The organism is Zoogloea sp. (genome assembly GCF_028689785.1).
In the GTDB taxonomy this organism is placed as follows: domain Bacteria; phylum Pseudomonadota; class Gammaproteobacteria; order Burkholderiales; family Rhodocyclaceae; genus Zoogloea.
In genome coordinates this window covers 63,124-79,823 of sequence record NZ_JAQVCN010000012.1, presented here as the reverse complement: position 1 = coordinate 79,823, position 16,700 = coordinate 63,124, and the positions used below count along the sequence as shown (strand labels likewise).

The window sequence follows — 16,700 nt, the reverse complement described above, 5'->3', positions numbered from 1 at the left end:
CCACAACGCTTCAGAAAGGGAGGAAATCTGGGATAGACTTATCCACAGCCGCACCAATGACAAGCGGCTATCAGGCCTGGTCAAATTTCAACCGGTACACCTGGTCAAAATTCAGCCGGTACGGACACTTATTCGTTAGACTGAACTTGCCAGCAACATTGAAACAGGCCGGCTAAGTTTTTTAAAAACAAGACTCCTCCTCGATAAACGGCCTCCTAATCTTCCGTCTGTCTCGGACTAAGGCGACAGCACAAACCGCAGCAATAAAACAATAAATCGACCAAGTTGGAAAGCCAAAATATCCACCCGCCAAGCTAAAGAAGAAACCGAGCAACATGAATAGTACAAGGCTAGCAATTGGCGAAGTTTTAGACCTGGCAGGAAATACCAAGCGTTGCCTTAAAATTGGCACTCCGTTCTTGTTCAATGTGCAAACAAACGGGCCCTTCATGAGGCTAACTGCTGTCAGCGAAGTAGAAAAATTGTTGTCGTCGATGGTGAATGAGTTTTTTGTGTCTGTTCTTAGGCTTCGCTGAGAGGAAACTAGTGCGCCATCGACGTAAACCTTTTCAAAACCTGTTAATGCACTAAACCATGCTTCTATAGAATGGCCTTGATGTTCGAATACGAAGGAATACCCGTTTATTAGGCTAAACGGTCGTTGTTCTTGTTTCATAAGGCGTTCCAGTTTCCCTGTTTCAGTCTAACGAACCAAAGTAACCGGCGGCTGCAAGCCGTCCGCGTTGACTGCAAAGTTAGGCTGGGGAGCGAAGGCACGGGGTTGCTTCAGCATAAAGAACTCAGCTGTTGACATTGGTGGGGTCGATAGATTTTCTAAAAAAATCGACCACAGCTCGACGCGCAGGTTCATATACAGTTGAATATTTTTCTGTGAGTGAGGCTCGACTTTTCTCCACTCGCTGAAGATGAGCCGATGAACCTTGCTCTTGGTCATTGATCGCAGCTTCTGCAAATTCAATAGACATCATGCTTGCCGTATAGCCGCATTTCGCGATGAGCCCATAGGTCTCTTCAGTGAAGTAGATGGCAGTTCTCATTGCTTCGTGCTCAAGCTTTTCAGAACGCTTCTTTAGTTCCTTGGCCCAAACTGCATATTTCGCCAAGAAATAAGGGGCTTGCTCTGGCGGTTTTTTGGTGAAATCGTTTGGGGTAACAATTTGGATTGCGGCTTCGTGCCAACCGATCAATGCGCCATAGAGATCGCGAATTGCCTCAACGCGCTGAGCATCAATGCGGGTGGCGGTGATATTGTATTTATGGAGGGACTTATTGAGTTCATTTTGATAATCAGCATATTGACGTTGAAGCGTGCTCTTTTCCTGCTCAAGAATTCGCGATGCCCACAGCTTTCCAAGCCATGAAGATAGTGCAATCACTATTGCGCTCCCCCCGCCTAAAGAGACTAGGAACGCACTTGTAATTGACCAAATGTCGGTGTTGTTCATTTCTGGTGGATCACCAATCAGAGCCTAACGATGGAGTTCAGACGCGACCGGTGAGGAGCGAAGCGACGAGCCGGACGTCGGCTGCAATGACTGGTTAGGCCTCACTGCGCCACCGTTAGGTATGAGCTCCCCCTTGCATTGCCACGGCGGCGGGTCTTGTGTGGAGATGCTAGCTGATAGGTTAATCGATTCCGTTCCACGGCGACTCTCTGGCCACGGATATTCGACTTTTACCGTGAGCACATCGTCCTTTGCTTGAATATACCCTCTCACCTGGCTCATGAGTTTTCCACATCTATAGATTTCGATGGTTGCGGCATCCTGCCGCGACGGCTCAGCGGCCGCATGGATCTCGATTTGAGTCGGATAGCGATAAACAGTGAAGTCGAACGGAAAATGAAGATTTCCGGTGTGCCACCATACGCCCTGAAGTATGTAGGTTCGCATTCCAGAAGAGTCGACCCGAATGTAGGCAGGTGGCCCCAAATCCGTGCCATTCGCAAAGTAACATCCCGAAAGCAGTGCTGAGGCGAGTAAGATCGGGATCAATTTGGCACAAGCGTTCATTTGAGCGCCTTGACCGGAATATTAGGGGTTGATGACAATGATCTTCTCCTGCGAGCTAGCTTGTGGCGGGCCAAGTCGTAACTTGGCTTTTGCGCCACGCATAAAGGAAGCCTTTTCAAGTATTGGTTTTATTGCCGCAAAGAGTCTGTCGGCGCTTGGGCCATACATGTAAAGGTAGCAATCGCTTCCGTCTACGTTCACTTCATTTCCATCAAATTAACCAACACCCGCCGCAAGTATTGCCTTTTCGAGTTCTTCTTCGAGGGCGAGTAGTTTCGTCAAGTCTTTCGATCCGTAGGCGAAATGAACCACGACAGCCTGTTCATTTTTTGGCGGAGTGGCTTGTGCGGGTGAAGTGGCCATTGCTGCGATACCGAATAAGGTTCCCAACCAGTGGAGGAGTTTCATGGTGATCTCTAACGTCTTAGCTCAGCAGACGCCGAAGACGGTCCGCTGCAGCGTAGGGTTGGGCGGCAGGGTTGCGAACCGCAAAGACCAGGAATTCGTATTCCGTAGGATTCGCGTGGCGCAGCTCACTAATGATTGATGCACAAGGCTTGCCGTTAGCGAGAATCTCCAGTGGATTGGTGAATTCCGCTGAATCGGGATCGCCGAAGCCAACGCGTGCCCCAATTTCAATTAACCTTGAAATTGCCTCGTCGATCTCTTTCTCCGATGGCGCCGCAACTCCGGCTGGGGCAGAAAAACGGCCAGAGGTTATGTGCCACATGAACACCAAATCACGGTTGGCTTCGGCGACGAGATTAGAGATCCAGTTCATCGCGGTTGAATCTGCTTTGATGCCCAACGTGCTAGGTGAGGGGCGCGTAGCCGGCTTGCCGGCGGAGCGTCCCAGCGGCGAAGCCGCGCCTCGACCGGGATGTTAGGCAACGGGGCCTGCCCACGCATTGACTTCTCCGGTCGTGACAACGGTGAACGTTTGGCCGAATGAGTAGCCGCGCAGGAATTTCTTTTTGAATGGAAGGTAGAGCGCTACAACCAGCCCCCGCTTATGCTCAAAAAGTACTTTGATTGCTTCCGTGGATGGCTGACCTTGCGGTGTGACCGTGACATTTTCGGCGATACCAATAGCTACCAACTCTCTTTCCCTTGCTTGAGCGCGAAGCCCTTCGTGCAAGAGAGGCAAAACCTCTGTGGAGTTTGAGCGGCCGTTTGGATCAGGTGAAGCGGCAACAAGCCCAACTTTTCCGTTCGCATCTAGCACTGCGCCATGCGGAAGAAAATTGCCTCGCTTTTTAAGACACTGCTCCGAAAAGTCGAACAACGGATTGGCAACGGCGGCGATGTCGCCTCTTAGCTCTGCATACAGTTCATCAGTGGACATGATTTGAGTTGCCTAACGTAGAGCTAACCGGCGCTGCGCGGCTTTATCGCGCAGCGTCCAGAGAGCGAAGCGAACGGGGTTGAGCGCTGGGTTAGACCTATGTTTTTGCATGCTGAGAGGCAAACCAACGAAGGCCTTTCGACGAAATCAAACTTGTGACATCTGACATAATCAGGCGCAAATATGTCCTGCTTTTGGGTATGCGCCACCAGCTATCAGTAAAGAGTGAGACCCAGAATACAGGCAAGAGCAATGATAGTGTGGGGCTGAACGCGATGATCTGGGGAATTCTGTTTAACGAGTGAGGCCACGAGCCGAGACGAAAACACTTAGTCCATTTGACGCCGCTGCATTTGATACCGGCAGCTTGGTGCTCAATGCACAAATTGACACAGAAATACCCTCGAAGCCTACCGCGTCCCAGCTGAATTTCAATTATCTCCTTTGTAGCCGGAGTCGTTCCTGCCCGCACATACCGGCGGTTGCCTGACGTTGAAAACCCATTCTTGGCCAGCAGCGGAGCGAGGTATGCTTTAAGAGACTTGTCAAATGATTTGAGAGAGCCGGTACTCATAGGCCTAACGTAGAGCTAACCGGTTGCCGCTTGCGGCAGTCCAGCGACCGAAGGGAGCGAGGTTGAGCGCCATGTTAGATGCTGTACCACTCGTTGGTTCTGTATTTCTGCGGAATGTCCTGCTCGAACGGGTTGTCGAAGCCGAGTGATTCAAGCTCATCAAACCAACGGTCACGGAGCGATTCGGGTAGCCGCGCCCCGCACCAGGGACACCATTCTATGGAGATGGAACTTGAGCCCCCATCATGAATGATTAGTCCGTATTCATTAAACACGGGAGAGTAATCGACCAGACAATCAGGGCATTCATAGGGCGATGAATGCTCAGTGCATTTGTTGTCAATTTGCTTTCGCATTTGGTCGCAGCAGTGGTGTGGCATGGCATCTAACGTGAAGTAGACGACATTTGACGCCTCCGGCGTCTTACACGACTGTCGCCTAAGACGCCATACGCCTTCAAGCCATTGAATCCAAAGACCCTCATATTTGCCTCATCGCCCATCTTGTCGTCTACCTCTCCTGCATCCGCCTGCTACCCCAAAGTCATGTCGATACTCACACCTTCCCCGCCGTTCTCCTATGAACTGGTTCACTCGACCAGGCGGGGCGTACCCAGCTACAGAGGTTTGGGAGAACCTGACGGGCAATCCCCGCCCGGCAAGACTCCATCACCCCTGCAGGAATCTCCCGCACCACCACCCGCTACTCACCCCCGGTCAGCGTCTGAAGCTGCTGGTTCGTATAGAAACGCAGGCTGACGACTTCCGACATGTTTCCGGGGGCAAAGGACTTGGGAAAGGAGAGCACCGGGCCATATACATAGCCCTGCAGCCCCTCGCCTGTGTTGCCGAATGAAGACAGGCTCTTGATGACGGTCAGGCGGTATCCCTTACCGGTGTAGAACAGGGTGCCGCCATCGGCGGGGAGGGGGGCCTGCTCATCAAACACTGCGTTCTTGGGTTTTCTACCCTGCAATACCCGCTCGAAGTCCTCCGAGGCCTGGGTGATGATCTCCCGCTGTGCCGGCGAGAGCGTGTCCGGCTCGACGCCCTGAAATGGCCCGGAGGGCAATGCGGTGCGCGCCTGAGCGGCGCCTGCCAAGAGAATGAATGCCAAAGTTAGTGCGTGTCGAAGCGTCGTTGAAGCTCTACTAGGGCCATGAATCTGAAGGCGCCGGATGCGGCAATCGATACGGATCTATTCGGCAATGCACTTTCCGAGCTGGCGATCAAACGAGCCACCGGAATCCAGACATTTGTCGATCGCGGCGCCCGGCGGACATCAAGCCGCCACAACGCGGCGCCGCGCCAAGCCATGAGCATATTCAAAAATCGATAAGCGCGCCTCACCCCACCCGCTCTGCATTCAAAAATGCAATCAAGGCCGTAAACCCCGCCTTCGCCTGCCCCGTCGGGTCCACGATGCTGTGGCTGAAATAGCGCTCCACGTTGGCCGCCGTGATGGCGGTGTTGAGGGGGTCATAGGTCGCCCCGTCGGCGCCCCCTGCCGTGTTGCCCATCATGCGAACCAGGGCAATCTGGCTGATGCCGGCCGCGGCGGCGGTGTTGCCGCTGGCCACGGCTTTGTCATACAGCGCCTTTTCGGCCGGGCTGAGATTGGCCATGGTGTTCACCATCCCGGTGGCCTTTTGCATGTAGTCCAGTTCGTCCGCAGTGAGCTTTTCGGGCGGCTTGCCCTGGGCGGCGATCTCGGCAAGGCGCTTGTCGTGGGTGAACAGGTAGGCCTGATCGGCTTCGCTGCGGTTGATGGGCCCACGGGCGCGGATGGATGCCAGCTTTGCCTCGACAGAGGCGTCGCCCTCGGCGGCAAGGGCAGCCCGGGCGGCTGAGGAGATGTGGACCGGGTCGGCAGAATCTGCCGGCGCAGCTGGCGAAATATGCCGCAAAGATGATGCCCGCTCCATGGCGTGGGCAAAATAAGTGGCGGCAACGGGCTGGATGTTCATGACTGGCCTCCGGTGTGGTCCCGGTGGGGATGGAGGCAGATTGCGTGCCAGCGTAGATCGAGCGGCCGGCCCATGAAGGCCGTTTCGTCAGACAGTGCGCGCTCAGTGCCCCGCCTCCGCAAAGAACCCCCAGATCACGTCCGTAGCGTCGATGGCCTGGGATGCGGGCTCTTTGCCGCGGCGTACGCGCTCGGCGCCGGGCCAGGAATGGCCGCCGCGTTCGGTCACACAGAGCTGCAGGCGGCTATCCGCTGCGCAGCCGGAATACACCTCGCAGTAGGCGCCTGGCTTGTCCAGGGTACGGCGTGGCGAGGGGTTGCAGCGATCACGTGCCACCCAGCGGGACAGCGTATCGGGTACCGAAACAAACTCGAACACTTTGGACGGATCACGGAAGGCGTCCGGGCCGGCGCCGCCGTTGAAGAGCACGTGGGTGTCGTCCTTTGCGTGGATGTGCAGCACGGAGACGGCGCGGGAAGGGGTGCAGGTGGTGGTGGCATCGGTGCCGGCCACCGATGCAATGGCGCGGAAGAGGTCGGCGGCGTCGCAGGCCAGGCGGTGGCTGAGCATGCCGCCGTTGGACATGCCGGTGGCGAAGATGCGGGCCGGGTCGATGGGCAGCCTGCTGCGCACATCTGCCACCAGGGCGCGGATGAAGCCCACATCGTCGATGTTCTTGTCCCGGGCGTCGCCGCAGCACTGGCCGGCGTTCCAGGTGGCAAACCTGCCGCCGGGCAGCTTGCTGTAGCCATTGGGGAAGGCCACTGCAAAGCCCTCCTTGTCGGCCTTGCTCACCCAACCGTAGCGGGCGTCATCGGCCATGTATTCGGCGTGGCCACCGCCGCCGTGAAGGGCGATGACCAGGGGCAGGGGCGCGCCCGGCGCACGCTGGGCCGGGACATGCAGCAGGTACTTCCGCGTCAGCCCGCCGTGGCGCAGGCTGTATTCGGTGGTCCCGGCCGCGGCCTCGACGGCAGCCGGCTCACGGCGCTGCTCGATGCGCTCCCGCAGCCGCTCGCGCAGGCTGGGCCGGTCCGAGTCCTGGGCGATGACGGCCGTGCTAGCGATAAACAGGATGCCCGCCTGGGCGATCCGGCGATGAATGGACTTCATGAACAGCCCTCAACTTCATGCATGTGGCAGGGATTTGAGTGAGTATCACCGATATCACGCCATGAACATAATGAAGTGGAGGCCCGCGGGATGATCTGCCTCCTTTCAGCGCATGGAACTGCGTAGCAGCGCTGAGGGGTATTCGCCAAAGCGCTCCCGGAAGCGGGCAGCAAAGGCGCCCAGATTGGCGTAGCCCCACTGCTCGGCGATGGACGCCACCGTGGCCCCCTCGGGCGCGGCGATCAAGGCCCGCCGGACCCCATCGAGGCGCACCTCACGCAGGAAGGCCATGGGCGTTGTGCGGCGAAAGTGACGGAAGGCCGAGGACAAGCCCCGCACACTGACGCCCACCGCCTGGGCGACTTCGCCCACCGTCGGCGCTTGCCGGGCGTTCTCGCGCATGTAGTGTTCGGCCTGCCGCACCTGCCGTGGCGCGGGTGTGGAAGGATGCGGTTGCACACCCGCCCGGGCGCTCCACTCCATCAGCATGTGCATCCCCAGCATCTCCTCGAGATGCCGCCCCAGGGGACCTTCCGCCACCTGGCGGGGAAACTCGGCCACACAGCGGCAGCAGTATTCGAGCAGGGCATTCCAGGCCGACGCCCGGCCACCGATGGCGAGCTTGGTGGTCCACAAGCGCGCATCGGCAGGGTGACCGGCCCAGCGCAGGTAGAGCCGCTCCAGGCAGTCATGGGGAAAGGTGACATTCACCTGGAGGTGATCCTCGTTGAAGGACGCCTGATAGTCGGTACGGCTGGTATCCACCAGAAAGCTCTCACCCACGCCCGTCTCCACCGCCGTGCGCGCCGAGCTCCAGTGCCGGGCCGCACCCCGGATGGTGGTGAGCACCATACCCACGCCCGCCTGCTGGAAGAAGTCGGACAGATGCACCGGGATGCCATAGGAAAACCGGCTCAGAGTCATCTGGCCGACGGCCACCGCGTGCAAATCGGCTTCGGGAGCCAGGCAACGGGCCCCGGGGGCAACGTGGTAAGGCATATACACCCGCCGGGTAAAGACCTCCAACTCGTCAAAATCGCGGGTAACAATCAACCGATGCCTGTCGGTCATGACGCCGCCGGCATCCATGATCAAGGCACCGCTCAAGCTCTCCATGGCGCTCTCCTCGCGCTGGACGACCGGCCCCGACCGCAGGGCCGTGCCGGCCGGAACCGTGTCAGAAGACGTTCAGCAGACGCAGATTGACGCGCACATCCTCACGCACGCCGTTGTCCACCGTGAGATCCTTGCCCAGGGAGCCCAGCACCTGCCAGCCTGGCGCAAAAAAATGCGACGCCCCGATTGATGCCCGGCTGCGACGCTGGCGGTCGTTCTGCGCCACCCCGTCCACTTCGGTCTCCCCCCCGCTGAGCTGGGACAGGCTGACGCTGAACGCTGTGGCCGGAGAAAGGTGATAGCGCAGATGTGACTGAAGATCCCAGCTGCGCCGCTGACTCAAGGTCTGGCTGCCGGGCCCGAAATCCCGGTTGTCGCCGTAGAACTGCACGTCCCCCACCAGATCGAGGGTAAATGACTCCCCGAGGGGCAGCACACCCGCCGCCTGGAGCGCGAACTTCCAGCGATTTTCCCCAAAGGGGTTGAGGGTGCGATGGCGGTCGTACTGCCCGGTGGGCAGCCACAACCAGGGCGTCACCCCCAGTACGCGCCGACGCTCATCCTTGTAGAGAAACACGGTGCTGGCCAGGATCAGGTCACCCACACCATTGCGCACGCTGGCGCCCCCGAGATCGCCGGCCGTCTGGACGGACCCGAAGGGCAGCAGGAACTGGGGCGCAACGGTGATCCCGCCAATGTCCACGTACTTGACCGCCCTCAGAATTCCCACCTGGGCGCGCACGCCCGCATTGTCGGAAACCCTGTGCCCCCCGGCATAAAGGGTGTCACCACTTGAATACTGGTAGTAGAGCAGGCCGAGCCGGGTGCCGGCCGGCACGTAGTCGTAGTCTCCGGCATCCACGCTGACGGCACACGCTTGTTGTGATGCAAACGTGACGGCTACTGCGGCCAACATGTCTGCAACAGGCTTTCCACCTGGCCGCCTGCCCACACGGCGGTTTTGGGGGCCGGTGTCCGGGCATTTGCGGGCGAGTGCCTGCATTGATTGTCCAATCATCAAAGGTCTCCTTTGGGTGGGGCCGCGCATTCGGTCTGATGCGCTCGAACGCCCGGCGGCAAATCTGCCGTGAATGGCCCGGAATGCCGGTTCCAATCCGGCAGCGACCTGTCCCGAAACGGCATTTTTCTATTCCCCCAATCGGGCCAGTGCCTTGACCGAATGGAAATTTAGTTGATGGCCGAATAGCGCCCCAAAAAAGGAATGGCGCTTTCACGGTTCATTCAAAAGAACGCCAAGGATCGACAAGATGCACCGTCGGCTCCACCCCTAAATTCTTTCGCAACACGACCCCAGTGCCTCAAGTGAGACACCGGCCCGTGCCAACACAGAAGCCCCGGCCAAGGGGCAACCCCACAGCACAAGAATGTGAAGGAGACGATATGAGCACCACACAAAACCAGAACGCAGCCAAGCAGACCGCAGCACCGGATTTCGATGCCCTCGTGATCGGTGCTGGCGTTGCCGGCCTCTACCAGTTGCACCGCCTGCGGGAGCTGGGAATGAAGGTGCGGGCCTTCGAAACCGGCACCGGCGTGGGCGGCACCTGGTACTGGAACCGCTATCCCGGCGCGCGCTTCGACTCCCAGGCCGAGATCTACCAGTACTGGTTCTCCGAGGAACTGTACAAATCCTGGCAGCCGTCGGAGCGCTTTCCGGCCCAGCCCGAAACCGAGCGCTGGCTCAATCACGTGGCCGACAAGCTCGATCTGAGAAAGGACATCCAGTTCAACACCCGGATCACCTCGGCTCACTATGACGAGCAGGCCGACCTGTGGCGGGTCACTACTGCGGACGGTGAGCAGCTGACCACCCAGTTCTTGATCGCCTGCTGCGGCATGCTGTCCGCCCCCATCGTGGAACGCTTCCCCGGCCAGGCTTCATTCAAGGGCGAGCTCTACATCACCGGCCTGTGGCCCAAGGAACCGGTGGATCTGAAGGGCAAGCGGGTTGCCGTGGTCGGTACCGGCGCCACCGGCATCCAGGTGATCCAGACCATCGCACCCGACGTCGGCTCCATGAAGATCTTCGTGCGCACGCCCCAGTACGTCATCCCCATGCACAACCCCAAGTACTCGCGGGAGGATTGGGAGAAGTGGGGCTCGCGCTTCCACGAGCTGAAGAAGCGGGTCCGCTCGACGTTTGCCGGCTTCGACTACGACTTCGACGCCGGCCCCTGGGCCGAGAAGACGCCGGAAGAGCGTACCGAAGTGCTGGAGCGCCTGTGGAACGACGGCTCCCTGGCCCTGTGGCTCGCCTCCTTCCCCGAGATGTTCGTGGATGAGGAGGTCAGCGAGGAGGTGTCGAAGTTCGTCCGCGCCAAGATGCGTGAGCGCCTGCAGAACCGGAAAGACCTGTGTGATCTGCTGATCCCCACGGAGTACGGCTTCGGTACCCACCGCGTGCCCCTGGAGAACAAGTACCTGGAGGTGTACCTGCAACCCAACGTGGAGGCCGTGGATTGCAGCACCGTGCCCATCGAGCGGGTCGTTCCCGAAGGCCTGCAAACCGCCGACGGCAAGGTGCACGAAGTGGACGTGATCATCCTCGCCCTGGGCTTCGATGCCGGCTCCGGCGCCCTCACCCGCATCGACTTCCGCGGCCGTGACGGCCGCTCCCTCAAGGACCAATGGAGCCAGGAGATCCGCACCGCCATGGGCCTGCAGGTGCATGGCTATCCCAACCTGTTCACCACCGGCGCGCCGCTGGCCCCGTCAGCAGCCCTGTGCAACATGACCACCTGCCTGCAACAACAGGTGGACTGGATCACCGACTGCATCATCTACGCCCGCAAGCATGGCAAGAAGGTGATTGAAGCCACCAAGGAGTTCGAGGACAACTGGGTGCAGCACCACGACGAAACCGCCGCCAAGACCCTCGTTGTCAAGACCGACTCCTGGTACATGGGCTCCAACGTGGACGGCAAACCCCGTCGCCTGCTCTCGTACATCGGCGGTGTGGGCAACTACAACAGCCAATGCGACGACCTGGCCAGCAAGGGCTACCCCGGCTTCGCCATGCGCTGAACAGAAAGGAGAGCACCATGAATCGACTTTCCGGAAAGACCGCCGTCATCACCGGCGGGAGCAGCGGCCTTGGCCTGGCCATCACCCGGCGCATGGCCGAAGAAGGTGCAGCGGTCGTCATTCTCGACCGTGACACCCAGGGTCAGGCGGTGGCGGATAGCATCTGTAGCGCCGGCGGCAAGGCGCTTTTCATACAGGGCGACGTGACCGACGAAGAGCGGGTCAGGGAGGCCATGCGGGCCACCGCCGCCCACTTCGGGCGTATCGACGTGCTGGTCAATAACGCCGGTATCGAGGGGGAGAACACGCCCACCGACCAGCTCAGCCTGGCCGAATGGAACCGGGTGATGGCCGTGGATGTGACCGCGGTCTTCCTGTGCACCAAGCACGTGATTCCCCATCTGCGGAAGGCCGGCAGCGGCTCGATCATCAACATCTCGTCGATTTACGGGATCGTTGGCGGCGGCGACATTCCGCCCTATCACGCCGCCAAGGGTGCCGTGCGGACCATGACCAAGAACGACGCTCTGCTCTATGCCAGCGAGCGCATCCGCGTAAATTCGATTCACCCCGGCTTCGTGTTCACCCCGCTGGTAGACCGCTACGTCCACGACAACGGGCTGGCCCACGACGCCGCCAAAGCCCATCTGGATGCCCTGCATCCCCTGGGCGGCACCGGCACTCCCGACGACATCGCCTGGGGCGCCGTGTATCTGGCCTCGGACGAAGCCCGCTGGGTGACCGGCGCCGAGCTGGTCATCGATGGCGGCTACACCGCCCGCTGAGCAACCCCACCCCAGGGCTGGCCGTCACCGGACGGCCAGCCCACCCCCGGAGGAGACACAAGAATGAACACCTATTACACCCAGGACATCCACGGCCCCTTCAAGACCATCAGCATCGGTCGGCTGGAACTGGAGGAAGGCGGCGTGCTGGACGACTGCACCCTGGCCGTCGCCACCCATGGGCAGCTCAATGCTGCCAGGGACAATGCCATCCTCGTCCCGACCTGGTACTCGGGCACCAGCAAGATCATGGAGCAGGTCTATATCGGCCCTGGCAAAGCCCTCGACCCGGCGCGCTACTTCATCATCGTGGTCAACCAGATCGGCAACGGGCTGTCCCTCTCACCGAGCAACGCCCCCGCCCCGATCGCCGGCCCGAAGTTTCCCCGCGTGCGCATCGGTGACGACGTCCGCGCCCAGCACCGCCTGATCACCGAGCATTTCGGCATTCAGCGGCTGGCCCTGGTGGTGGGGGGCTCGATGGGCGCCCAGCAAACCTACGAATGGGCCGTACGCTACCCGGACATGGTCGAGCGGGCAGCCCCCATCGCCGGCACCGCCCGCAATACCGAGCACGACTTTGTCTTTGCCGACACCCTGATGGAGGCCATCACCACCGATCCGGGCTTCCGGGGCGGTACCTATGCCGATTCAGCCGAGGTCGCCGCCGGCCTGCGTCGCCATGCCAAGTTGTGGACGGTAATGGGCTGGAGCACCGAGTTCTTCCGCGGCGGCCGCCATCGGGTACTGGGCTTCGAGAACATGGACGCCTTCGTCGATCAGTTCATGACCGGCTACTTCGGCCCCATGGACCCCAACAACCTGCTGTGCATGGCGTGGAAATGGCAGCGCGGCGACGTGAGCCGTCACACGGGTGGCGACCTGACCCAGGCGCTGGGGCGCATCAAGGCAAAGACCTTTGTGATGCCCATCAGCCACGACATGTTCTTCCCGCCCAGCGACTGTCTGGCTGAACAGCAATTGATACCGGGCAGTGAATTCCGCCCGATCACCAGCATGGACGGACACCTCGCCCTGTTCGGCACCGATGCCAACGCCGTGGCCGAACTGGACGCGAATCTGCGGACCCTGCTCGCCGCCTAAGCTCCTCCGGAAGCGTATGACTGCGCTGCCTCCGGGCGGCGCATGTCAGTCACCTTCCTTCCCGGGCGCATCAGAGCCAGCTGGTGCGCCCTCTTTTTGCCTGCCCCATGGGCCTCTCAGGCCGACCCTTCCTTGCGCAGACGCGCCGGCGTGGTGCCCATGCGCCCACGCATCATCCGCGTCAGGTGCGCCTGGTCGGCAAAGCCACACATGACCGCCACCTCCTTGATGGCCTGGCTCCCCGTCGACAACAGGCGAACCGCCCGCTCCAGACGGCGCCGGGTGACGTAATCGTAGGGCGACAGCCCTGTGGTGGCCCGGAAATGCCGCGAGAAGGTCCATACCCCCAGCCCCACGGTATCGGCCATCTGCTCGATGGTGACACCCTCGTGGAGATGCGCATCCAGGTACTCGTCCAGGCGACGCATGCGGCTCAAGGGCAAAGGCCCCGGCGGCACATCGTCACGGAAGCTGATCCGGGCATATTTTCGGAAAAGGTTCACCGCCAGCTGGATCGCCAGGGATTCGGCGTACAGACCACCCCCGATCCCCCGATACTCCGCCTCGGTGGTGATGGCATCGACAATGCCCGTCACCACCGGATCTTGCGCCTGCAACACATCATGCAGGCGCACCTCGGAAATGGGCCGATCCGTGATGTCGGTGGCCACCCGGGCCATCAGGGCCTCGGAGAGGTAGGTATGGGTGACGTTGATGCACTCCGTCCAGTGCCAGTGGGACTGCTCGGAGCGGGTGAGAAGGGAGAAGTCCCCTGGCATACAGCGCTTGCGTGTCCACCGCCCCTCCACCCGACGGTCCATCGGGGTCTGGCCGCTGCGGTAGCGCACCACCATGTAGTGATCCATCGGCGGGATCGGCACATCGAGCCCGGTATAGAGATAGGCCCGGTGCCCCACATCCTTCCAGCCCAGCCCATCGCTGGCAGAAACAATCTGCCCCGGCACCCAGGTAGGAAGATCTCGCGGTGTAATGAGCGTAGGCATCGGACGACTCGTCTGGAACAGAAAGTACGTGGAACAGACCGTACCGAAATCGACGGACGCCTAGAATACAAGAATCTTTGAATTGATTAATAAAGTTGTCTGATTAACTTCCGTCACTTCCCCGCTTGGCTACCTTGTTGGCCCTCACCATGTGACGATGCCTGACGACCCACATGCAGCACGTAGTCCCCAAAGCCATGTGATGTCCCGGATGGACGTCCACCTTTCACCATAGACTTGATGGCCTTGCCGCCCGGCGCCGCCTGCGCTGGCCGGACTTCAGCCTGTCGCAGCGCCCGTGGCCTTGAAATACGCGTCCAGCCGGGCGATCCAGCCGGCCTTTTCGGCGTCGCTGGCGAAGCTGGCTTCAAAGCTGTTGCGGGCCAGGCGGTACCAGGTGGGGGCGTCGAAGTGGAAGGCGTCCTGGACGGCACGGAGGTTGGCGTTGAGGTAGCCGCCGAAGTAGGCGGGGTCGTCGCTGTTGAGGGTGACCTTGGCACCAGCCGCCAGCAGTTGGGGCAGGCTGTGGTCGCTCATCTTCCCGAACACGCACAGGCGGGTGTTGGAGAGGGGGCAGACGGTCAGGGGGATGCCGTCCCGGGCCAGGCGGGCCAGCACGGCGGGGTCGTCGGTGGCGCGCACGCCGTGGTCGATGCGCACCGCGCCCAGGAGGTCGAGGGCTTCGGTGATGTATTCCGGCGGACCTTCCTCCCCGGCGTGGGCCACCACCGGCTTGCCAAGGGCACGGCAGCGGGCGAACAGGCGGGCGAACTTGGATGGCGGGTGGCCCTTTTCGGAGGAGTCCAGACCAAAACCATGGATGCGCTCCAGCCAGGGTTCGGCCTCGTCCAGGCAGGCCAGGCATTCGTCCTCGCTGAGGTGGCGCAGGAAGCACAGGATCAGCCGGCCGGAGATGCCGTAGCGTGCCCGCCCCTCGGCGAGCCCATCCTCCAGGCCCTCAAGTACGGTAGTAAAGGGGATGCCGCGGGCGGTGTGGGTCTGCGGGTCGAAGAAGACCTCGACGTGGATCACCTTGTCGGCGGCGGCGCGCTTGAGGTAGGCCAGCATCAGGTCGTAGAAGTCTTCCCGGGTGCGCAGCACGTCGGCGCAGGCGTAGTACAGGTCGAGAAAGCTCTGCAGGCTGTCGAAGGCGTAGGCGGCGCGCAGGGCGGCTTCGTCGGGGTAAGGCAGGGTGATACCGTTGCGGCGCGCCAGGGCGAAGGCCAGGTCGGGCTCCAGGGTGCCTTCGATATGCACGTGGAGTTCGGCCTTGGGCATGCCGAGGGCGATGTCGAGGGGGGCGGGTGCGGTCATGGTGTCTCCCGGGGGGCTGCGGAATACCCGCATCTTAGATGCCAAATAAAAAGGGCGCAGCCGAGGCCGCGCCCAAGTGCCACTTTGCGAGGAGAAACAGGGCTTACTTGGGAATGGCGCCTTCGACGCCTTCCACATAGAAGTTCATCTTGCGCAATTCGGGGTCGCCCATGGTCTTGGCCGCGGCCAGCACTTCCTTGCCGTCCTGGGCCTTGATCGGGCCGGTGAAGGGGTGCAGCTTGCCGCTCTTGATGGCGTCGCGGCGCTCTTCGGCGAGCTTCTTCACGTCGGCCGGCACGGTGGGGCCGAAGGCTTCGATGTTCACCGCGCCTTCCTTCACGCCCCACCAGATGTCGCCGGTCTTCCAGGTGCCGTCCAGCACTTCTCCGACAACCTTGTTGTAGATCACGCCCCAGTGCAGCACCGAGGCCGCCAGGTGGGCCTTGCCGCCGAACTTGCTCATGTCCGAATCCCAGCCGAAGGCCAGCACACCCTTCTCCTGGGCGGCCTGGACCACGGCCGGCGAGTCGGTGTTCTGCATCAGCACGTCGGAGCCCTGGGCGATCAGGGTCAGAGCGGCCTCACGCTCCTTGCCCGGGTCGAACCAGCTGTTCACCCAGATGGCGCGGGTGGTGGCCTTGGGGTTGACGCTGCGGGCGCCCAGGGTAAAGGCGTTGATGTTGCGGATCACCTCGGGGATGGGGATGGACGCCACCACGCCGAGCTTGCCGCTCTTGCTCATCTTGCCGGCCACCACGCCCAGCATGTAGGCGCCCTCGTAGGTACGTACGTCATACACACCCAGGTTGGGGGCGGTCTTGTAACCGGTGGCGTGCATGAACTTGGTGTTGAGGAAGGCCTTGGCTACCTTGACCTGCTGGTTCATGTAGCCGAAGGAGGTGGCGAAGATCATCTTGTAGCCCTGCTGGGCCAGGTCGCGGAAGACGCGCTCGGCGTCCGCTGTTTCAGGCACGTTCTCGACGAAGGTGGTCTTCACCTTGTCGCCGAAATTGGCCTCCACCGCCTTGCGGCCCTGGTCATGGGCGTAGGTCCAGCCGTGATCACCGGTCGGGCCGATGTACACAAAGCCGATCTTGGCGGGGTCGGCAGCCACTGCCTGGGTGGCGAGCCCCAGGGTCACCAGGCCGGCGACGGCGGCGGTCTTGAATCGGGACAGGGACATGGGGTTCTCCATGGGTCAGCAGTTGAAGTTCGTGGCCCCACTGTAGCGGCAAGCACCGCCGCAACCCATCCCGGTTCCGTTATGAACGGTATATGGCGAGGGGCACAAGACTACCGGG

The 16,700-nt window shown here is 60.9% G+C and carries 16 protein-coding genes; 4 read left to right on the top strand and 12 right to left on the bottom strand.

The genetic code is table 11. The annotated features are described in order from the left end of the window. Positions 1–800 precede the first annotated feature (800 nt). From PHI64_RS08200 to PHI64_RS08180, 5 genes are all read right to left on the bottom strand, one after another. The gene (locus PHI64_RS08200) at positions 801–1,466 is read right to left on the bottom strand and encodes a hypothetical protein (protein WP_299881367.1); all 666 of its coding nucleotides are present in this window, start codon (positions 1,464–1,466) and stop codon (positions 801–803) included. A 783-nt stretch (positions 1,467–2,249) separates the two neighbouring features. Further along, the gene (locus PHI64_RS08195) at positions 2,250–2,441 is read right to left on the bottom strand and encodes a hypothetical protein (protein WP_299881364.1); all 192 of its coding nucleotides are present in this window, start codon (positions 2,439–2,441) and stop codon (positions 2,250–2,252) included. Positions 2,442–2,457: 16 nt separating this feature from the next. Next, positions 2,458–2,814 (bottom strand): hypothetical protein, encoded by a 357-nt coding sequence (locus tag PHI64_RS08190; RefSeq protein WP_299881362.1) that lies wholly within the window; start codon positions 2,812–2,814, stop codon positions 2,458–2,460. A 102-nt stretch (positions 2,815–2,916) separates the two neighbouring features. After that, positions 2,917–3,378: a hypothetical protein gene (locus PHI64_RS08185; RefSeq protein WP_299881359.1), complete on the bottom strand. Its 462-nt coding sequence runs from the start codon at positions 3,376–3,378 to the stop codon at positions 2,917–2,919. A gap of 1,276 nt (positions 3,379–4,654) precedes the next feature. After that, positions 4,655–5,068 carry a hypothetical protein gene (locus PHI64_RS08180; RefSeq protein ID WP_299881356.1) on the bottom strand — a complete coding sequence of 138 codons (414 nt, stop codon included), beginning with the start codon at positions 5,066–5,068 and terminating at the stop codon, positions 4,655–4,657. A gap of 42 nt (positions 5,069–5,110) precedes the next feature. Between PHI64_RS08180 and PHI64_RS08175 the strand changes: the two genes are divergently transcribed. Beyond that, positions 5,111–5,290, top strand: coding sequence for a hypothetical protein (locus tag PHI64_RS08175; protein WP_299881353.1), 180 nt, complete (start codon positions 5,111–5,113; stop codon positions 5,288–5,290). A 7-nt stretch (positions 5,291–5,297) separates the two neighbouring features. On the opposite strand, the gene PHI64_RS08170 is transcribed toward PHI64_RS08175, so the two are convergent. From PHI64_RS08170 to PHI64_RS08155, 4 genes are all read right to left on the bottom strand, one after another. Next, positions 5,298–5,918, bottom strand: coding sequence for a hypothetical protein (locus tag PHI64_RS08170; protein ID WP_299881350.1), 621 nt, complete (start codon positions 5,916–5,918; stop codon positions 5,298–5,300). Between the two features lie 102 nt (positions 5,919–6,020). Next, positions 6,021–7,031: a PHB depolymerase family esterase gene (locus PHI64_RS08165; protein WP_299881348.1), complete on the bottom strand. Its 1,011-nt coding sequence runs from the start codon at positions 7,029–7,031 to the stop codon at positions 6,021–6,023. A 105-nt stretch (positions 7,032–7,136) separates the two neighbouring features. Continuing rightward, a complete protein-coding gene (locus tag PHI64_RS08160; protein WP_299881345.1) occupies positions 7,137–8,147 on the bottom strand; it encodes an AraC family transcriptional regulator in 1,011 nt (336 codons plus the stop codon). A gap of 61 nt (positions 8,148–8,208) precedes the next feature. Continuing rightward, a complete protein-coding gene (locus tag PHI64_RS08155) occupies positions 8,209–9,063 on the bottom strand; it encodes a transporter (RefSeq protein WP_299881341.1) in 855 nt (284 codons plus the stop codon). Between the two features lie 485 nt (positions 9,064–9,548). Here PHI64_RS08155 and PHI64_RS08150 point away from each other — a divergent pair, with 485 nt between their 5' ends. The 3 genes from PHI64_RS08150 to PHI64_RS08140 all read left to right on the top strand — a co-directional run bounded on the left by PHI64_RS08150 (position 9,549) and on the right by PHI64_RS08140 (position 13,081). Beyond that, entirely contained in the window at positions 9,549–11,192 is a 1,644-nt protein-coding gene (locus tag PHI64_RS08150; RefSeq protein WP_299881338.1) for an NAD(P)/FAD-dependent oxidoreductase, read from the top strand. A gap of 17 nt (positions 11,193–11,209) precedes the next feature. After that, positions 11,210–11,977 (top strand): glucose 1-dehydrogenase, encoded by a 768-nt coding sequence (locus tag PHI64_RS08145; RefSeq protein WP_299881336.1) that lies wholly within the window; start codon positions 11,210–11,212, stop codon positions 11,975–11,977. 63 nt (positions 11,978–12,040) lie between these two features. Continuing rightward, a complete protein-coding gene (locus tag PHI64_RS08140; protein WP_299881333.1) occupies positions 12,041–13,081 on the top strand; it encodes an alpha/beta fold hydrolase in 1,041 nt (346 codons plus the stop codon). A gap of 116 nt (positions 13,082–13,197) precedes the next feature. On the opposite strand, the gene PHI64_RS08135 is transcribed toward PHI64_RS08140, so the two are convergent. From PHI64_RS08135 to PHI64_RS08125, 3 genes are all read right to left on the bottom strand, one after another. Continuing rightward, positions 13,198–14,085 (bottom strand): AraC family transcriptional regulator, encoded by an 888-nt coding sequence (locus PHI64_RS08135; RefSeq protein ID WP_299881330.1) that lies wholly within the window; start codon positions 14,083–14,085, stop codon positions 13,198–13,200. 279 nt (positions 14,086–14,364) lie between these two features. Further along, positions 14,365–15,399, bottom strand: coding sequence for an adenosine deaminase (locus PHI64_RS08130; protein ID WP_299881327.1), 1,035 nt, complete (start codon positions 15,397–15,399; stop codon positions 14,365–14,367). Positions 15,400–15,502: 103 nt separating this feature from the next. Then, entirely contained in the window at positions 15,503–16,582 is a 1,080-nt protein-coding gene (locus PHI64_RS08125) for a BMP family ABC transporter substrate-binding protein (RefSeq protein WP_299881324.1), read from the bottom strand. Positions 16,583–16,700 lie beyond the last annotated feature (118 nt).